Source organism: Dehalococcoides sp. UCH007, from assembly GCF_001010485.1.
Taxonomy (GTDB): Bacteria; Chloroflexota; Dehalococcoidia; order Dehalococcoidales; family Dehalococcoidaceae; genus Dehalococcoides; species Dehalococcoides mccartyi_A.
On the sequence record NZ_AP014722.1, the window covers coordinates 592294 to 610469 of the forward strand.

An 18176-nucleotide genomic window follows, 5' to 3' on the forward strand; every position below is an offset into this window, starting at 1 on the left:
AAGACTCAACTAAAAGTGTTTCTTTTGTAGCCGGACAATTTGGTGATACCCTTTTCGAGCTGTTCATCAGGTACGGTCAAAGATAATCTTATATAGCCTTCGCCAGCAGTCCCATAACCTGTGCCTGGAGTAACGACTACACCGGTTTTATCCAGAAGTTCAGTAGCAAAGCTGGCGGATGTATAGCCTTCGGGTACCGGTGCCCAGATATATAAACTGGCTTTGGGGGCTGTAACCTCCATGCCTATATTGTGTAGTGCTTTCACCAGGCGGTCACGGCGGCGTTGATATACAGCACAATTATGGTTTATGACTTCTTGTGAGCCTTTCAAAGCCGCAATAGCCATCAGCTGGATAGCCTGGGGTATGCCTGAGTCAAGGTTGGATTTAAAACGTCTTAAAGCGTCTATCATTTTGGCATTACCAACAGCCATACCAATACGCCAGCCGGTCATGTTATAGCTTTTGGAGAGTGAATGAAACTCAATTCCTACATCTTTAGCACCTTCGGCTTCAAGGAAACTTACAGGCTTGTAGCCGTCAAAAGCTATTTCAGAATAAGGTCCGTCATGGCAAACTGCCAGATTGTGTTTGGCGGCAAAATCCGCTGCTTTCTTAAAGAAGTCCAAGTCTGCCACTGCACCGGTAGGATTGTTAGGATAGTTAATCCAGAGTACTTTGGCTTTTAAAAGGATATCTTCCGGTATGGTGTTAAAGTCAGGCAGGAAGTTATTTTCTTTGTTAAGAGGCATATTAAACACATCTGCACCTGCCAGTTGACTGCAGATGGCATATACAGGATAAGCCGGGTTAGGTACGAGTGCAATATCCCCGGGGTCAAGAAAACACCATGCGGCATGCCCTATGCCCTCTTTAGAGCCAATTAATGGCAATATTTCGGTATCAGGGTTTAGTTTTACACCGAACCTTTTTTCATACCACTCTGCCATAGCTTTACGCAGCATCGGCATTCCCTCTGTTTCAGGGTAACGGTGGTTAGATGGATCTTCTGCCGCTTTACAAAGCTCTGCCAGAATGTGTTTCGGAGTGGGTAAATCAGGATCGCCAATAGCAAAACTGATTACTTCCTCTCCTTTGGCGCGTTTCTCAGCTATCTTTTTGCTTATCTGGACAAAAAGATATGGCGGCAGATTTTCAATTCGTTTAGACAATTTCATCTTTCAACCATTCTCCCGTATATATAATTTCAGCTTTTCCGGTAAGATAGACATCATCATGCCCATCCCATTCAACGCCGAGTGTTCCGCCCGGCAACTTTATGTAAACAAACTTGCCGACATACCCCAATATTTGCGCGGCAACCGCTACTGCAGAAGCACCGCTGCCGCAACCCAGAGTTTCCCCTACCCCTCGTTCCCAAACCCGTACTTTTATATGTTCGGTATCAAGGATATTTGCAACTTCGAAATTGGTGCGTTTGGGGAATGCCTTATGGGTTTCAACCAATGAGCCCACTTCTCCCAGCGGGAATTCTTCTACCGGTTTAGTGCAAAAATGGATAGCGTGCGGGTTTCCCATGGATACCAGTGAAACCAGTACCCGGCGATTATTGATATTTAACGGAAAGTCAGAAATAAGTTGTCCGCTGTAGTGTTTAGGGTCTGGTTCAGCGGCAACAGGTATCTGATGGGCTTCAAACATAGGTTTGCCCATGGTGGTGCGTATGCGTCCGTCTTTAAATATTTGAGCATGCCGTATACCGGCTAGAGTCTCAATGCTAAGTTCATCTCTGCTGCCAATCAATTTGTTGGCGGCTATATAATGAATAAGACAGCGTAAACCGTTACCGCAGATTTCTGCCTCAGAGCCATCCGCATTAAAAATCCGCATGCGGAAATCTGCTTTTGCTGAAGGCAAAAGCAACATCAGCCCGTCAGCACTGGCACCGAAATGACGGTGGCACATATGGAGTGCCAGTTTTGGCCAATCCCGTTCTTCACCTTGCGGGTCTACCAGAACAAAGTCATTGCCAACACTTTGCAGTTTAGTGAATTTCATATTTATCCTCCGCAGCCAGAAAATCACGGACCAGCCGGATAATGTTGTTACTTCGGCTTTCTTCCAGTGTTATCCAGTGTATATCGGCATCTGTCAGACGGAAATAAGTATTTTGCTGGCGGATAAGGCGGTGGGTTTCATATTTCATCTGTTCTATTGCCTCTGCCAGGCTGATACCGCCCTCGATATGTTTGGCTATCTGGCGGTAGCCTATGCCCGACATAGACGGTAGATTAGCCTTATATCCTTTTTCCAGCAAAAAGCGAACTTCCGCTTCCAGACCTTGTTCTAACATTTTTTCTATCCGCAAGTCAACGGTGCGGTAAAGTTCTTCGCGGGGTATATGTATACCTATTTTAAGTATCCTGTAAGGTGGCGGGTTTTTTGTTTGGAGCTCGGAAAATTTTCCGCCGGTTTTGTAGATAACCTCCAATGCCCGTATAACACGGCGGATATTACGTGAGTCTATTTTTGAAGCAGCCTGCGGGTCTTTTTCTTCAAGGTCTGCAAAAAGGGCTTCTTCGCCTTCTTTTTCTGCTTTTTCAAATAAAGCGGCACGCAAAGTTTCATCAGGGGCTATTTGGGGAATACTCCAGCCCTCAAGTACTGCCTTCAGGTATTGTCCGCTCCCCCCTACCAGTATCGGCAAACGGGTTTGGTTATGGAGACTATCTATAGCCTGATAGGCAAGCGTCTGGTATTCTGCCAGATTGAAAGACTGGTCAGGTTGAATGAAACTATAAAGAAAGTGCGGTATTTCTAACATTTCTGATAGAGTTGGTTTGGCTGTGGCAATATCCATATGGGAATATATCTGGCGGCTATCCGCGTTGATTATGCCGGCGGGAATTTCCTTTGCCAGTTTCAGCGCCAGAGCGCTTTTCCCTGAGCCGGTGTTGCCCAGAATAACCAGTAAAGGCGCTACAGGCGAATTTGAGGCTTTTGCACTGGCGGTATTATCAATTATGCTCATTGGTCTCCCTGCAGGTCTTAAAAAGGGTTTAGGGATGCCTTTTCAGGCTTTATTTTGAAATAGCGGCGGCTTGGCGGCAAATGCTTATAAAAGAATCAGCCTTCAATGAAGCTCCGCCTACCAGTGCCCCGTCAATATCTGACTGAGAGAGGAGTTCGGCGGTATTTTTTTCATTTACACTGCCTCCATAGAGTATGGAAGCTTTTCGGGCTGCAGTGTTCCCCAGAATTTCACTTAACACCTTACGTATATAACAGATTGCCGCATTGGCTGCTGAAGCGGTGGCAGCCTTGCCGGTGCCTATAGCCCAAATGGGTTCATAAGCTATTATGATACTGCTCAGGCTAAGCCCATTCAAAGCCTCTTTTAGCTGAGTTTCCAATACTTGGCGGGTTTGGCCCTTCTCATTTTCTTCGAGTTTTTCACCCACACATACTATCGGAAGTATGCCAGCTTGAATAGCGGCTTTTATTTTTTGGTTGATAACCTGTCCTGTTTCACCGAAATATTCCCGTCTTTCAGAGTGGCCTATAATCACGTATTGGCAGAGCTCTTTCAGCATCAAGGGGGATATTTCACCTGTATATGCCCCTTTTTCTTCGTAGAAAAGGTTTTGGGCACCCAGCTTGATGCTGCTATTTTCTAGTATGGTTTTTATGTGACTCAGGGATATAAAAGGCGGGCAGACTATTTTTTCAATGCCGTCTATCGTTTCAAGTTCACCTTTCATGCTTTGTACGAGTATACAAGCTTCGGAAAGAGTGGTATTCATTTTCCAGTTACCGGCAATAATAATCTGCCTCATAAAGCTTGCTCCTAGGCTCCGAATTTGCCGAGTTTAAGGGCATTAGCCATGGCTAGAGGCATAATATCCCTGGCAGGTATATGCCCCAGTCCACCCTGCAGACAATCCGTTTCGGAAAACCTGCAAACTTTGTCAGGGCGGCAGTATTTAGAATAAATAAGCACCGGTACTTCATGCCAGCTATGCCCCTCTATAACAGCCGGGGTGGAATGGTCACCGCTTACGGCTATTACATCCGGCTGTAAGGCTAGTATTTCAGGCAGTACCTGATCCAAGTTTTCTAATGCTTTCACTTTGCGTTCAAAGTCACCGTCTTCACCGGCGGCATCTGTGGCTTTCACATGGATAAAGAAAAAGTCGTATTTTTCAAAGTTTGCTTTGTAAGTGGCTATTTCATCATCTAAGGTTGGGCCTGTGGATAACACATCCATGCCCACTACTTTGGAAAGTCCCCTGTACATAGGGTAACTGGCAATAGCGGCCGTCTTAAGCTTATAAATCTCGTTCATAGTGGCGAAGCAGGGTTTTTCTGAAAATCCCCGCAGTAGTATCATATTGGCTGGTGCATGGTCTTTGAGTGTTTTAGCTGCAAATTGTAAGAATTGGTTTGCAACTTTTGCCATTAGCCGGGCATTTTCAGATAAGTGTGTAATCTCTTTGGGGGCAGCCCCCAGTTTTTGGGGATCCGAATCAGTCACCTTTTCAGATAATCCGCTCCCCCTGAATACAACTACCAGACGGTGGTCTTTTACCGGTTTTACAATTACCTTGACACCCTCAAATTCCTGTCCGTCCAGAAGAGTACAAAGTTTGGCACTGACCGCGCTTGAAACCCGTCCCGCTCTGCGGTCACAAATCAGCCCTTTCTCATCTACAGTGCAGAAGTTACCGCGTGTTGCCACGTCTCCCAGTTTCAGGTCAAAATCTATTCCCAGTGCTTCCAGCACACCCCGTCCTATAAGGCAATCAACCGGATCATAGCCAAAGAGTGCCAGATGACCGGGGGCACTGCCGGGGGTTATACCGGCTCCAATCGGGTTTGCCATGCCACAGATGCTTTTACGGGCTAATTCATCCAAATTAGGTGTTTGGGCTGTCTCAAGTTCGGTCTGCCCGCTTTCAGGGTGAGGTAATCCTCCCAGTCCGTCTATCACCAGCAGTACAATCTTGCTGGGAGTAGTCTGCGAAAGCTGGCTGACAAGATTTATTTTATTCATTTTTCTTTGCAAGCACCTCTACGCCAGGCAATTTTTCACCGCTAAGAAATTTGAGTGAAGCTCCGCCTCCGGTAGATACAAAACTCATCTTGCTGGCAATATTCAGTTCGGTCACAATCTCAGCAGTAGAACCGCCACCAATAATGGTAGTGCCATGGAGACGGGTCATGGTATTGACCATTGCCCGTGTGCCCTCTGAAAATTGAGGTATCTCATAAATCCCCATCGGACCATTCCAAAAGACGGTCTTGCACTTCTCAAGGTGTTTGGTGAAATGGGTAATGGTAAGAAGGCCGATATCTACAATTTTGGCAGTATGAGGTATATTCTCAACACTCACATTTTCTGCTTTGGCCTCAGGACCTATTTTATCAAATGTGACCAGCACATCATCCGGCAGGATAATCTTAACATTTTTTGACTTTGCTTTATCCATTAGCATTTTTGCGGTATCAAGGCTGTCATCAATGAGTGAATCACCTATCTCCAGCCCTTGAGCCTTCAGGAAAGTGGCTGCCATTCCTCCGCCAATAAGAATAGTATCCACTTTGTCCATGACGTTTTCCAGCATGCCCACCTTGTCACTTACCTTGGCGCCGCCAAGAAGTATCATAAACGGTCGGGGCGGGTGTTCCAGTACCTTTCCCAGAGCGTGAAGCTCCTTTTCAAGGAGAAGCCCAGCCACTGCCGGCAGATATTTGGCTACGCCTACAATAGAGGCATGTTTGCGGTGGGCAGTACCAAAAGCATCGTCCACATATATATCAGCCAGATTTGCCAGTTTTTTGGCAAATACAGGGTCGTTAGCTTCTTCTTCCGGGTGGAAACGCAAGTTTTCCAGCAGCAGCACCTGGCTGTCTTCCAGAGAGTTAACCTTGGCAATTACTTCGTCTCCGATACAATCAGAAACTGTAAATACTTCTTGCCTGAGTATCTCGGACAGGCGTTTTGCTACCGGGGCAAGACGCATACTTTCTACTACCTCGCCGTCTGGTCTTCCCAGGTGGCTGCATAAAATAACTTTGGCCTGGTGGTCCAGCAGGTAATCAATGGTCGGAATAGCTGCACGTATACGGCTGTCATCATTGATACCGCCAGTCTCTTCATTTATAGGGACGTTAAAGTCCACTCTCACCAGAGCTTTTTTACCAGAGAAATCTAAATCTCTGATTGTTAAGTTTTCCATGAACGCTCCTGAAAAGGTCTTATTATTCATAACCAAGCCAAACTTTCTTTAGGCGGCTTCGGGTTATACCGGGTAATAATTTTCAGTGGTTGGCTTGTCTATGGGCAAAGTATCTGCTGGTGCTTTATTTCACCGGGATTGTCTACCATGGATAATATCTTTTGGGCTATGCCTTTCCCGTCCAATCCGTATTTGGCACGAAGCAGGCTTTGATTACCGTGTTCCACAAATTTATCAGGTATGGCAATATTGGCAACCTTGATACTATTAACCAACCCAGCCTCTGCAAGGATAGTGTTTATTCGGCTCCCCAGGCCTCCGGATATTACATTTTCTTCAACAGTAATAAGGTATTTATGGTTTCTGGCTATTTTTATAACCAGCTCCTTATCAAGGGGGCTTATATATCGGTTGTTTACCAGTGTGGGCTTGATACTGCTTTCGGCCAGTATTTCCAAGGCTTCTCTGGAAAATGCGACGCTCTTACCGGTTGCGAGAATGGCTATTTCACTACCGGTGGACAGAACTTCATTTTGACCTATTGGAATATTATGTAAACCATTTTCCATTTCAACCCCTTCGCCGAATCCTCTGGGGTAGCGGATGGCAAATGGTTTGCCTGAATTTACAGCAGTATATAGCAGGTGTTGTAGATCATTTTCATCAGATGGAGCGGCTACTATCATATCCGGTATCAAAGACATGAAAGATAAATCAAAAATACCCTGATGGGTTTTTCCGTCATCACCCACAATACCTCCCCTATCAATCGCAAAGACTACCGGAAGTTTTTGTAAACAGACATCATGTATTATCTGATCAAAACTGCGCTGGAGGAAAGTAGAATAGATAACTACGACCGGTATGTAACCTTGGGTAGCCATTCCGGCTGCAAAAGTGACGGCATGCTGCTCGCAAATGCCCACATCAAATACCCTATCAGGAAAGTCTGCAGCAACTTCACCCAATCCGCAGCCATCAGTCATGGCGGCAGTGATAGCCACTACTTGGGGGTTGTCGGACATGATTTTATGTAATGTCTGACCGAACACCTGGCTATATGACTGCCCGTGGCCGCTTTTCAGCCCGCCTGATTTGGGTGAAATACCGTGGTATTTTACGGCATCAGCTTCAGCATCATCGTAGCCTTTGCCTTTTTGGGTAATCATGTGGATAAGTACTGGCTGGGATTCAAAATCTTTGGCGCGTTTAAGTGCTGCCTCAAGTTCGCGGATATTATGGCCATCTACCGGCCCAAGGTATATAAATCCCAGTTCTTCCCAAAGACTGCCCGGAAGCATGGATTTTTCAAATTTGTGTTTAATGCTTTTGGTAAAAGCCCAAACAGCCTTGCCGAAAGGCATATTGGTTATAGTCTGTTTAGCACCCCGCTTGGCGAATTCAAACCGCGGGTCAAAGCGGACATTATTTAAAAATTTAGATAAAGCCCCTGTGGAGGGAGATATAGCCATGCCGTTGTCATTAAGAATGACTATAAACTTGGTGTGCAAGTGTCCGGCATTGTTGATAGCTTCAAAGGACATGCCGCCGGAAATAGCTCCATCTCCGATTACTGAAATGACGCTGTAATCTGCTTTAGCCAAATCACGGGCTACAGCCATGCCCAGCCCGGCAGAGATGGAGGTGCTGGCGTGGCCTGCTCCAAACGGGTCATGCGGGCTTTCATCCCGGCAGGTAAAGCCGGATATCCCCCCATGCTGGCGGAGTGTGGCAAACTGTTCGCGGCGGCCGGTCAAGAGTTTGTGGGCATATGACTGATGTCCCACGTCCCAGATTATTTTATCTTTGGGACTTTCAAAAACGCGATGCAACGCAATAGTAAGCTCAACGACGCCTAAGCTTGAGGCTAAATGTCCCCCGTTTAAAGTCACCCGGTTTACGAGCTCTTCACGGATTTGGGCAGCCAGCTCATTTAGTTCGTCCAGAGTAAGTTTTTTCAGGTCTGAGGGACTATTTATTGTGTCTAGCAGTTTTGACATTTCCAAGTTGTGCGGAATAGAAATTTCCAATCCTGTATTCAAATTATAGTAACAGTTGTGTTCATACTAGTCAAGCTAGAAAAAGATTGACTAGTATAGTCGTATTTGCTAGAGTTTTCGGGACAGTTGGCATATAAAATGCCAAAAGAGGTAATAAAAAGGACTTGTCGTCAGAATTTTGGATTAATCTGGGCCTGCCGCCGGAGTGGCTGGTTTTTCTGGTATCAGCTCTGCCTGTTTTTGAATTGCGTGGGGCTTTGCCACTGGCTATAAATATTCTCGGTATTCCCTGGTATTGGGCGTATCTGATTGCACTGGCAGGTAATCTGCTGCCTGTGCCATTGATACTGTTTTTACTGGAAAAAGTGTTAAATGTACTTGAGCATTTCGACTTCATGCGTGGCTTTACCCGATGGATTTATGTTATGGGGCAAAAGAGGAGTGCCACTGTTGAAAAATATAAACGTATCGGGCTTATACTGTTAGTTGCAATACCCCTGCCTTTTACTGGAGCGTGGACAGGTTCATTAGTTGCGGTTGTATTGGGTCTTAACCGTAACGAATCTTTGCTGTATATCAGTTTGGGAGTTGTCGTGGCTGGAGCGATTGTTACTTGCTTATGTTTGTTAGGCTGGGTTGGGGCTATGCTGGCAGGATTGGTACTTGGAGGTATTGCATTTACCCGTATAATACACTCAAAAAACCAGCTTGTTTAACTTGACCTTAAAAGCTGTAAAATGGTAGCATTTCATCGTGTCCCCGTAGCTCAGCTGGATAGAGCAACTGCCTTCTAAGTAGTGGGTCGAGAGTTCGAATCTCTCCGGGGACGCCACTCTATTTTAGATTTTATCTGCCATCTGTAGAAATATTTTCCTCCTGTTTCAGCGTCATGCATATCAAATAATTATCAGATTTGCGAATATCAGACTAATTAAGGGTGTATGAGAGACCTCTTTCCTGCTGTACTTGTATGAATAGTTTTAAAGGCGGTTGCTGGCATATCAACAGGTGTGGCATATTAAAACTGTCCCAGGTGACCGAAGCAATGGTGACGGAAACTGACCCAGATAACCTTAGTAAGTTCTACCATAATACGGAGCTAGGTAATCTAAAGAGCCCTCTCTGAAGATTGTCAAGAAACTGGGTAGGTAGAAACCGAAAGGGAGCTCCAAGGTTAAAACGTCCCGAATGCATAGGCTACCTGGGGCCGCTGTTTTATTTGGGTTTAAAATCAGGCGTTTGCTGTATGCCGGGTATACCTATAAATGGCAGATTACGATATTCCTCATGGTAATCCAACCCATACCCCACTACAAATTCATCCGGCAGTTCAAAACCTACATAGTCAATCTTTATGTCAATAAGCCTTCTTACTTTGCGGTCAAGCAGTGTGCATACCTTCAGACTGGCGGGATTTTTAGACCTTAGGTGGTTTAAAAGGTAGTTCAAGGTTATGCCTGTATCTACAATGTCTTCAACAAGCAGTATGTCTCTGCCTGCTACGTCCAAATCCATATCTTTGGTTATGCGTACCATAGATGTATTGCTTCCGCTATAATAAGATATGGTCATAAAATCTATATCCAGAGGAACGGCTATCTGGCGTATCAAGTCAGCCATGAAACAGATAAATCCCCTTTGCACCCCGATAAGTATAGGACGGTTGTCCGGATAATCATCAGAAATTTGGCGTGCCAGGCTGGCCACTCTTTCAGCGATATCCTGTGCAGTATAAAGTACTCTATCTATTCCGTGAGCTCTGGTCTGCGCCAATGGACCGCAGCCATACTTGGACAATAGGCGTGCATAATCATTTTTATATAACAAGCTTATTTTTATATCGGGGTAAAGCTCTCTGAGCAGCTTGAGTTTATGATTTTTGGTAGTGACCAGACTTTGTTTTAGAGTGGTCAGTTCTATATACATGTCCAGCCCTGGAAGATAAAAGTCAGGTGTAAACATTTCTGTAACCCGTTCCCCTTCCCAGCTAAGCGGGAAAGAGCGGGGTTCGTATATCCATTCTATATTATAAAAATCCAGCAGGCGGGCAAATTCAGTTTCGCTTTGGTGAGCAAAGGTGATATTTCTGGCAGTTTTCAAGTCTGAAATCGGCATTGGGGTGATTTTATCCGACGAGGCAGTATTTACCGGCAAGGTGAAAAATGCCAGTGAAATTATATGTGCCATATTTTCGGCAAAATTTATATCCTGTTGGCTGAATTCGTAAAAATCCTTGCAGTAAAACCTGAGGCTGCCGATCACTTTTTCCTGCTGGATAATAGGACTGCCCATTATTGAAGAAAAGCCGGCTTTTGAAGCCATTTGCGGAAACTGGATACGGCTGTCATTTTGGGCATCTGTAATAGCTGTGGTTTGAATGTTTACAGTTTCACCCAGACTGTCTGTGGCTGAAAGAACCCCTTTATGAATGTAAAACTGGGGCAGTCCGAAGGAGATATTGTGGGAAAGTTTTTGCCCGGCTGTATCAATAAGGAGGAGTGATACAGCGCAATGGCTGGCCCGTGCTGCCAGTCGGACAATCCCTTCCAGCTTTGCTTTAAGTTCAGCTGGGGTATTCAGGCTCTGGATTGACCGGCTAACGGCCTTGTAAAAAGCCCGCTCTTTGTTCAATACCATTCTCTCCTAGCACAATTGTAAAATGGTAGATTGGGTATGTCAATTTAATAAAATGGAAAAACCGCTGCTTTTAGACAGCGGTCAATTATCCATTTTATGGGTTTAAATCTAGTTGGTTTTAACAGCAGCGGCTTTGGCTGCCACAGCAGCAAACGCAACGCTGTCAGATACAGCCATATCGGCTAAAACCTTGCGGTTTATATCAATACCGGCAAGCTTGAGGCCTGAAATAAGCTCACCATAGGTCAGCCCTTCAGCTCTGGCGGCTGCATTGATACGGGTTATCCAAAGCCTGCGCAGATCACCTTTGCGTGCGCGCCTGTGGGCAAAAGCATAGCTCATGGCATGAACCATGGATTCATGTGCCCGCTTAAAAAGCGAATGTCTGGTTGAAGCGTGGCCTTTGGTTAAGGCCAATACCTTCTTATGTCTTTTATGTGTGGCTATGCCACCTTTAATACGTGCCAATGTAGTACCCCTCCCTAGTTAGCTTACACCATATGGAATTAACTTCTGAATACGAGCTCTGTCCACACCAGCTACCTGAGACATTTCGTCAAACTGACGGCGTACTCTGGCGGATTTATTACGGCGCAGGTGGCTCTTCATGCCTTTGCTGCGCATAATTTTGCCGGTACCGGTGACATGAAAGCGCTTTACAGCGGTCTTTCTGGTTTTCATTTTAGGCATTAGCGGTTTCCTGTCCTTCCTTTACCTTAGACACTTTGATAGCTGCCTTAGGCAAAAGTGTTAAATGCATTCTGGATCCGAGTAATGAAGGTTGCCCTTCTATAGTTGCAATATCAGTTAAAGTATCAGCCATTTTCTTAAGTAATTTCAAACCCAGCTCAGCATGGGTTATTTCCCGTCCCCGGAACATAACAGTCAGCTTTACTTTGTCTCCGCTTTCAAGTTGCTTGCGGGCAGAGCGGGCTTTGGCATCAAAATCATGTTCACCAATTTTAGGACGCACACGTATCTCTTTCAACAGGGATATCTTCTGCGTTCTCTTAGCTTCACGGTCCTTCTTGGTCTGTTCAAAACGGTATTTACCGTAATCCATCAAACGGCACACGGGGGGCACCGCTGTAGGAGCAACTTCAACCAAATCAAGATTGATTTTCCTGGCCTGTTCACGGGCCTGTAAAATTGGCAAAATGCCTAACTGTTCGCCTTTGTCACCTACAAGGCGACATTCGCGGGCAGTTATTTGATTATTGATGCGAAGTTCCTTAAATATTCCTGGCTACCTCCTTAACGGACACACGTCTATTCTGGCAAAATATACCATAGTTCAGCTAGGTAATCAAATCTCTGTAGACTTGGTTTTTATTTTATTAAGGAGCATAGATTTAAACTCTGCAAACGGCATTACCTGCTGGCTGCCGATACGACTTCTCAGGGCTATACTCCCGGTTTCAATCTCTTTGTCTCCAACCACCAGCATGTATGGTATCTTAGCAAGTTGAGCCTGACGGATTTTCTGGTTCATAGTTTCGGAGCGATTATCTACCTCTACCCTAACTTCTTCTTCCCTTAGTTCACAGGCCAGCTTTTCGGCAAATTCGCTATGCCTATCGGCAATGGGTATTATCATAACCTGCTTCGGTGATAACCAGACAGGGAAAGCACCACCATATTGTTCAGTTAAACAGGACATAAACCGTTCCATGCTGCCTAGTACTGTGCGGTGCACCATAGCTACTGGCTGGTCCTTGCCGTCCTCCCCTACCACGCTGACTTCAAAACGTTCGGGCAATTGGAAATCCACTTGAATAGTTGGTCCTTGCCATGCGCGTCCCAAGGCATCTTCAAATTTTATATCAATCTTGGGACCGTAGAAGACACCCTCTCCGGGGTCTACCTGATAAGAAATCCCGTTGGCTTCCAGAGCTTTTGCCAAAATATCAGTGGCATATTCCCATTTAGCCAGCTCGCCCACATATTTTTCGGGACGAGTTGAAAGCATAACCTTGTATTTGGCAAAGCCGAAGGTGTCAATCATGAATTTTGCCAGATCAAGAACCTTTACAACTTCTTTTTCCAACTGTTCATATAAACAGAATATATGGGCGTCATCCTGGGTAAAACCGCGTACCCTTGAAAGTCCGTGTAAAACACCTGAGCGTTCATAACGGTAAACAGTACCCAGTTCAGCCATACGGATAGGCAGTTCTTTGTATGAGCGGGTGCGGTTTTTAAACATAAGGATATGGTAAACACAGTTCATTGGCTTAAGTACATACTCTTCGCCGTCAATATCCATAGGGCTATACATATTTTCGCGGTAAAAACCCCAGTGCCCGCTTGTTTTCCAGAGGTCTACTTTGGCTATGTGGGGGGTATAAACCAGATTATAACCCCGTTTGAGGTGCTCTTTTTTCCAGAATTCTTCAATCAGGTGTCGTATTGTAGCACCGTTTGGCAGCCAGTTTACCAGACCGCCCCCTATTTCCTGATGTAATGAAAACAGCTCCAGTTCTTTGCCTAGTTTACGGTGATCGCGTTTAGCGGCTTCTTCAATCATATTCAAATAGTCTGCCAGAGAGGCTTTATCCAAAAAGGCTGCCCCGTATATACGCTGCAACATGGGGCGTTTTTCGTCACCTCTCCAGTAGGCACCTGCAATAGACAAAAGCTTAAAAGCCTTTACCTTGCTGGTGTAGTTGACGTGAGGCCCGCGGCAGAGATCACAAAAGTTACCCTGACGGTAAATACTTACGGTTTCGTCAGGGATATCATTCAGTAGCTCCAGTTTATACGGCTGGTCGGCAAAAAGTTTTCGGGCTTCATCTTTAGACATTTCTTCACGCCTGAAAGGCAGATTAGCCTTTACCAGCTGATTCATCCGGGTTTCTATTTCAGGCAGGTCTTCTGGTGTGAGGGTGCGAGGCAGGTCAAAATCATAGTAAAAACCGGTATCAATAGCCGGCCCTATGCCAAGCTTGGCCTCAGGAAACATGGACAAGACCGCTTCAGCCATAATATGGGCGGCGGAGTGACGCATGATTTCAAGGTCGCTTATGGGCTTTGCTTCGTCTATTTGGTTGGCCATAAGATTCACCTCTAATCTAAATAAAAGCCTCTCACCCACCGTTTCCGGTTAATGAGAGGCTTTTTCTCTCTTGGGTTAGCTTTTGTAACTAATTATACATGGGCTAAGCCAAATTAGGCAATATTATCAGATAAGCGCGCCGAAGGCGGTAGCCAGGAGTACGGCTGCAAAAACTATACTTAAGTTTATGATAACCAGGATTGAAATCCACTCCCAGCTGGTAAGGCGTTTAATGACAGCTTTTACCAGAGCTTCCTGAGCTTTACTCATGGCTTCTTCGGCAGCTAGTTTAGCCGCGTTGGCAATACTCTCTGCTTTGGCACCGGCATCTTCGGCAGCACGGCGGGCTTTTTCAACCTCGGCGGCGGCCTTCATCTGGGCATCACGCATCATGGCTTCTGCCTGTGAGCGGGATATCCGGGCAAAGTCTTCAGCTGAACGCTTGGCATCAATACCTACCTGTTCAGCTCTGTTTATGAGTTCCTGAATAATACTCATTGAAGCATGAATTGCGGCATCTCCGGCCTCGTCGGCCAGTGTAGCCTTCTTGCGGGTTTCTTCCGCTACCTTGAATCCTGACTTGGCGGATTCCTTAGCGGCATAACCAGCATCTTCAGCCCGTTTAGCAATATCACCGCTTACTCTGGTTGCGGCTTCAAGGGCTTCATCTCCGGCTATCTCAGCCAAAGATGACTTGCGGGCAGTTTCTTCAGCTAGCTGGAGGGCGGCAGTAGCCGCCATTTTGGCTTTGCGTCCGGCTTCATCTGCCTTGCGGGCACTGTCAGCATCTTTTCTGGTATTAGCAGCAGTAGTTGCCGTGTTTGCAGCAGCTGTAGCTTCGGTAGCATTATTTCCAGCTTTATTTGCGGCCAGAATAGTTTTATCAAGGTCTGTCTTGGCGGTTAGAGCAATCTGGCTGGCACGGATGGCAGTTGCCTCGGCAGCCTTTTTATTGGCCAGAGCAGTTTCCTTGGCAGTTAGTGCTACTTCGTCTGCCCGGTTGGTAGCCTCTTCCGCAGCCAGTTTGGCGGCTTTGGCGGTATCTTCAGCCTTGTAAGCAGCCTCTTCGGCTCTCAAAGCGGCGGCAGCGGCGGCAGCGGCAGCAGCAGCGGCTGCTTGCTCAGCCCTGCGGGTGGCTTCCTCCGCAGCCAGTTGAGCCTTCTTGGCAGCATCTTCGGCGGCTTTGGTAGCAGCCTTTACAGCCTCATCAGCTGCCAGTTTGGCAGCCGCTATCGCTTCTTCAGCTTTCTTTGCGGCAGCGGCAGCAGCAGCTTCGGCTCTCTTGGCAGCTTCATTAGCGGCATTCGTAGCGTTGGCAGCAGCTAGTTTGGCGGCTTCTCCGGCAGTTTTGACAGCTTCCTCGGCTTTTTGGGTAGCAGCCAAAGCAGCCGCTTCTGCCCGTTTGGCTGCTAAATCAGCAGCTTTTATGGCATCCTCAGCTTTTTGAGTGGAAAGCAAACTGGCGTTTTCAGCTTTTCTAGATGCTTCGGCGGCAGCAGCTTCAGCTTTGCGGGCAGCATCTTCAGCTACTAAAATAGCTTTTTCAGCTGAAGATTTGGCAGCGGCAACAGCCGCCTCAGATTTCATCGCCGCAGACATGGCGGCTTCGCTAGCTGTGGCTATAGCCTCAGCGGCAGCTTTTTTGGAAGCCAAAAGGGCTTCTTCTGCTTTTAAAGCAGCGGCTTTGGCAGCCGCCTCTGCTCTAAGAGCAGCATCGTTAGCGGCTTTTATAGCCTGTTCGGCAGCAGATTTAGCTATAGCACTGGCTTCCTCTGCTTTCTTGGCAGCGGCTTGAGCAGCTGCGGTAGCCATGGCGGCAGCTTCTTTGGCTGCCAGACTGGCGGCTTCTGCCCTTTTGGCAGCTTCGCTTGCAGATTTCATAGCATTTTCAGCTGCATTAGTAGCAGCCAAGCTGGCGGCTTCGGCTTTACGGGCAGCTTCTTCAGCTTTGAGTACTGCTTCTCGTGAGGCATTGGTAGCTTCTTCGGCGGTTTTTCTGGCTAAAGCAGAGGCTTGTTCGGCTCTGTGAGCAGCATCTTCTGCAGCTCTGGTAGCCAGTTCGGAAGCTTGAATAGCTGCGATAGTGGCATCTTGAGCTTCGCGGATAGCTTTTTCAGCTGCCTGGCGGGCATTCTCACCGGCGTCTTCCGCCCTTTGAGCGGCAGACTCAGCTACAAGCATGGCATTATCTGCTGCATCACGTGCAGCTTGGCTCGCGGCCTCTGCCCTTCTGGCGGCTTCTTCCGCTACCTTTTTAAAATCTTCAGCAGCCTTAGCCGCCCCTTTTTCAGCATCTTCGGCCTTACGCGAGGCTAATTCAGCAGCTTTCAGGGCTTCATTGGCGGCGTTGGTGGCTAATTTAGCAGTTTTTTCGGCTGCAGCAGCAGCTTCGGCAGCAGCTCTGGTTGCGGTTTCGGCCGCTTTTTCACCGGCTAACCGGGCATCTTCAGCCCTTTTTTCAGCCAGATTGGCAGCTTGAGTAGCACTTTCAGCTGCTTTACCTGCAGTGACAGCCGCTTCTTGTGCCCTGCGGGCAGCTTCAGCAGCAGCGCGTATATTGGCATCCATTTCATCCAGGATTTGAGGTAAAGGTTTAGTTAAAATCTTGGGTTGGGCAACAGGTTCATTATTTGAAGAAATGTTTTTCTTTCCTTCCATTTTTAGATTCCTCTCACCATTATTAGCCAAAAAACCTAAAGCCTCCCAACCGGTTTCAACGGTTGAGAGGCTTTTGTATCAGGTTTGACCACCACGAAGTCATTATAACATTCGTTGCGGACCATCAACAAGACATTTTATTAAAGCAAGGCGCCAAGGGCAGTAGCAATAAGGACTGCCGCAAACACTATACTAAGGTTAATCACTACCAGAATTACAATCCATTCCCAGCTGGTAAGACGTTTAATGACTGCTTTTACCAGAGCTTCCTCAGCTTTGGCAAGCGCCTCTTCGGCAGCTCTGCGTGCGCTTTGGGCAACCTCTTCGGCTGTTTGTCTTACCCGTGATACCTCTGCCACAGCTCTATCTGCAGCGGCCCTGGCGGTAGTTTCAGCACCGGTAGCTCGTTCAGCAGCGGCCTTGGCGGTAGCTTCAGCACCGGTAGCTCGCTCAGCGGCGGATTTGGCGGTAGCTTCAGCTCTGGTGGCTAACTCTTGCAAGATGGACATTGCAGTCCGGATAGCATCATCGCCGGCTTTGTCTGCAGATGCAGCTTGCTGAGCCATGTTTTCGGCAATTTTAAAGCCATTGGCAGCAGATTCTTTGGCCATTCGGCCAGCTTCATCAACCGCAGCAGCTAATTTGCCGCTGACTTTAGTGGCAGCTTCTATGGCTTCATCTCCGGCTACATCGGCCATTTCGGCCTTGTGAGCCAGCTGTTCGGATAAATGTAAAGCAGAGACCGCCATTTCTTTGGCTTTACGCCCTGCATCATCGGCGGCTTTACCTGCTTCGGTAGTTAGTTTGATAGTGGCTTCTTTGCCGGCGGATTTGGCTGCAGCAACAGCAGCTGCAACTTCAGCGCTGGCTCTTTCAGCCTGTTTAATAAGCCTCTCAAGAGCTTCTTTGGCTGCTTTGGCAATTTCCTCAGCCCTGATGGCAGTTTGTTCCGCAGCTCTCTGGGCAGCTATAGCTGCTTCTTTTGAAGAACGGGCAACTTCATCAGCTTTTGCCGTTGCTTCTTCAGCGGCATAGATAGCGGCTCTGGCAGTTTCCTCTGCACGTCTGGCAGCTTCCTCTGCGCGTCTGGCAGCTTCCTCTGCGGCTAAACTGGCCTGAGCGGCTGCTTCGGCAGCAGAGGCTCTGGCTTTCTCGCTGGCTTCATCGGCAGCTTTTTTGAAGGTTTCGGCGGCTTTTACGGCAGCCTTATCAGCCTCAACTGAACGCAAAATAGCTTCCTGGGCTTTTGCAGCAGCTTCGGCAGCTTTAGCAACTGCTTCAGCGGCGGCTTTCTTGGCTACTGCAGCGGCATTTTCACCTGCAAGCCGGGCATCTTCAGCCCGTTTTTCTGCTACCTCAGCGGCACGCATAGAAGTGCTAGCAGATGCGCTTGCCTGTTTTGCTGCTTCCTCTGCACGTCTGGCGGCTTCCGCAGCGGCGCGGATATTGGCCTCCATTTCGTCCAGAATAATAGGCAGAGGCTTGGTCATAATCTTGGGACCGGGTTGGTCTACATGCTGACCCAGAGCAGGGCTTTTATTCTCCATTTCATCCTCTTTCCTTGGCCGGCTAGTAGTACCAATGCCACAAATAGCCGTTGCCAAAAACTATATATAGCTCTGACAA

At 47.2% G+C, this 18176-nt stretch carries 15 protein-coding genes and 1 tRNA gene; 2 read left to right on the forward strand and 14 right to left on the reverse strand.

Annotated elements, in window-relative coordinates; translation table 11 throughout:
* Positions 1–5: 5 nt before the first annotated feature.
* From UCH007_RS03140 to dxs, 7 genes are all read right to left on the reverse strand, one after another.
* A complete protein-coding gene (locus UCH007_RS03140) occupies positions 6–1178 on the reverse strand; it encodes an LL-diaminopimelate aminotransferase (RefSeq protein ID WP_046961028.1) in 1173 nt (390 codons plus the stop codon).
* Positions 1165–2019 (reverse strand): diaminopimelate epimerase, encoded by an 855-nt coding sequence (gene dapF / locus UCH007_RS03145; protein WP_046961029.1) that lies wholly within the window; start codon positions 2017–2019, stop codon positions 1165–1167. Before dapF ends, UCH007_RS03140 begins: the two co-directional genes overlap by 14 nt.
* Positions 2006–2992: a tRNA (adenosine(37)-N6)-dimethylallyltransferase MiaA gene (miaA, locus tag UCH007_RS03150; RefSeq protein ID WP_046961030.1), complete on the reverse strand. Its 987-nt coding sequence runs from the start codon at positions 2990–2992 to the stop codon at positions 2006–2008. The genes dapF and miaA overlap by 14 nt, the downstream gene beginning before the upstream one ends.
* 49 nt (positions 2993–3041) lie before the next feature.
* Complete coding sequence (tpiA, locus tag UCH007_RS03155; RefSeq protein ID WP_046961031.1) at positions 3042–3797, reverse strand: triose-phosphate isomerase; 756 nt, start codon at positions 3795–3797, stop codon at positions 3042–3044.
* An 11-nt stretch (positions 3798–3808) separates the two neighbouring features.
* Positions 3809–5014 carry a 2,3-bisphosphoglycerate-independent phosphoglycerate mutase gene (locus UCH007_RS03160; protein WP_046961032.1) on the reverse strand — a complete coding sequence of 402 codons (1206 nt, stop codon included), beginning with the start codon at positions 5012–5014 and terminating at the stop codon, positions 3809–3811.
* Positions 5007–6200, reverse strand: coding sequence for a phosphoglycerate kinase (locus tag UCH007_RS03165; protein ID WP_012881951.1), 1194 nt, complete (start codon positions 6198–6200; stop codon positions 5007–5009). Before UCH007_RS03165 ends, UCH007_RS03160 begins: the two co-directional genes overlap by 8 nt.
* Before the next feature lie 98 nt (positions 6201–6298).
* Positions 6299–8200, reverse strand: coding sequence for a 1-deoxy-D-xylulose-5-phosphate synthase (gene dxs / locus UCH007_RS03170; protein ID WP_046961033.1), 1902 nt, complete (start codon positions 8198–8200; stop codon positions 6299–6301).
* Between the two features lie 164 nt (positions 8201–8364).
* Between dxs and UCH007_RS03175 the strand changes: the two genes are divergently transcribed.
* Both UCH007_RS03175 and UCH007_RS03180 read left to right on the forward strand, forming a co-directional pair.
* Positions 8365–8916 (forward strand): COG2426 family protein, encoded by a 552-nt coding sequence (locus UCH007_RS03175; RefSeq protein WP_023652198.1) that lies wholly within the window; start codon positions 8365–8367, stop codon positions 8914–8916.
* Between the two features lie 39 nt (positions 8917–8955).
* Positions 8956–9032 (forward strand) — tRNA-Arg (locus UCH007_RS03180).
* A gap of 383 nt (positions 9033–9415) precedes the next feature.
* On the opposite strand, the gene hpt is transcribed toward UCH007_RS03180, so the two are convergent.
* The 7 genes from hpt to UCH007_RS03215 all read right to left on the reverse strand — a co-directional run bounded on the left by hpt (position 9416) and on the right by UCH007_RS03215 (position 18097).
* Complete coding sequence (gene hpt, locus UCH007_RS07910; RefSeq protein ID WP_082111134.1) at positions 9416–10837, reverse strand: hypoxanthine phosphoribosyltransferase; 1422 nt, start codon at positions 10835–10837, stop codon at positions 9416–9418.
* Positions 10838–10945: 108 nt separating this feature from the next.
* On the reverse strand, positions 10946–11305 hold the full coding sequence (rplT, locus tag UCH007_RS03190; protein WP_046961034.1) for a 50S ribosomal protein L20: 360 nt from the start codon (positions 11303–11305) through the stop codon (positions 10946–10948).
* A gap of 18 nt (positions 11306–11323) precedes the next feature.
* Positions 11324–11527, reverse strand: coding sequence for a 50S ribosomal protein L35 (rpmI, locus tag UCH007_RS03195; protein WP_012881956.1), 204 nt, complete (start codon positions 11525–11527; stop codon positions 11324–11326).
* Positions 11520–12077 carry a translation initiation factor IF-3 gene (infC, locus tag UCH007_RS03200; RefSeq protein ID WP_072555582.1) on the reverse strand — a complete coding sequence of 186 codons (558 nt, stop codon included), beginning with the start codon at positions 12075–12077 and terminating at the stop codon, positions 11520–11522. The genes rpmI and infC overlap by 8 nt, the downstream gene beginning before the upstream one ends.
* 66 nt (positions 12078–12143) lie before the next feature.
* Positions 12144–13892, reverse strand: a complete 1749-nt coding sequence (thrS, locus tag UCH007_RS03205; protein WP_023652202.1) for a threonine--tRNA ligase — start codon at positions 13890–13892, stop codon at positions 12144–12146.
* Between the two features lie 126 nt (positions 13893–14018).
* The gene (locus tag UCH007_RS03210; protein ID WP_023652203.1) at positions 14019–16550 is read right to left on the reverse strand and encodes a hypothetical protein; all 2532 of its coding nucleotides are present in this window, start codon (positions 16548–16550) and stop codon (positions 14019–14021) included.
* A gap of 140 nt (positions 16551–16690) precedes the next feature.
* Positions 16691–18097, reverse strand: a complete 1407-nt coding sequence (locus UCH007_RS03215) for a hypothetical protein (protein WP_023652204.1) — start codon at positions 18095–18097, stop codon at positions 16691–16693.
* Positions 18098–18176: the final 79 nt, after the last annotated feature.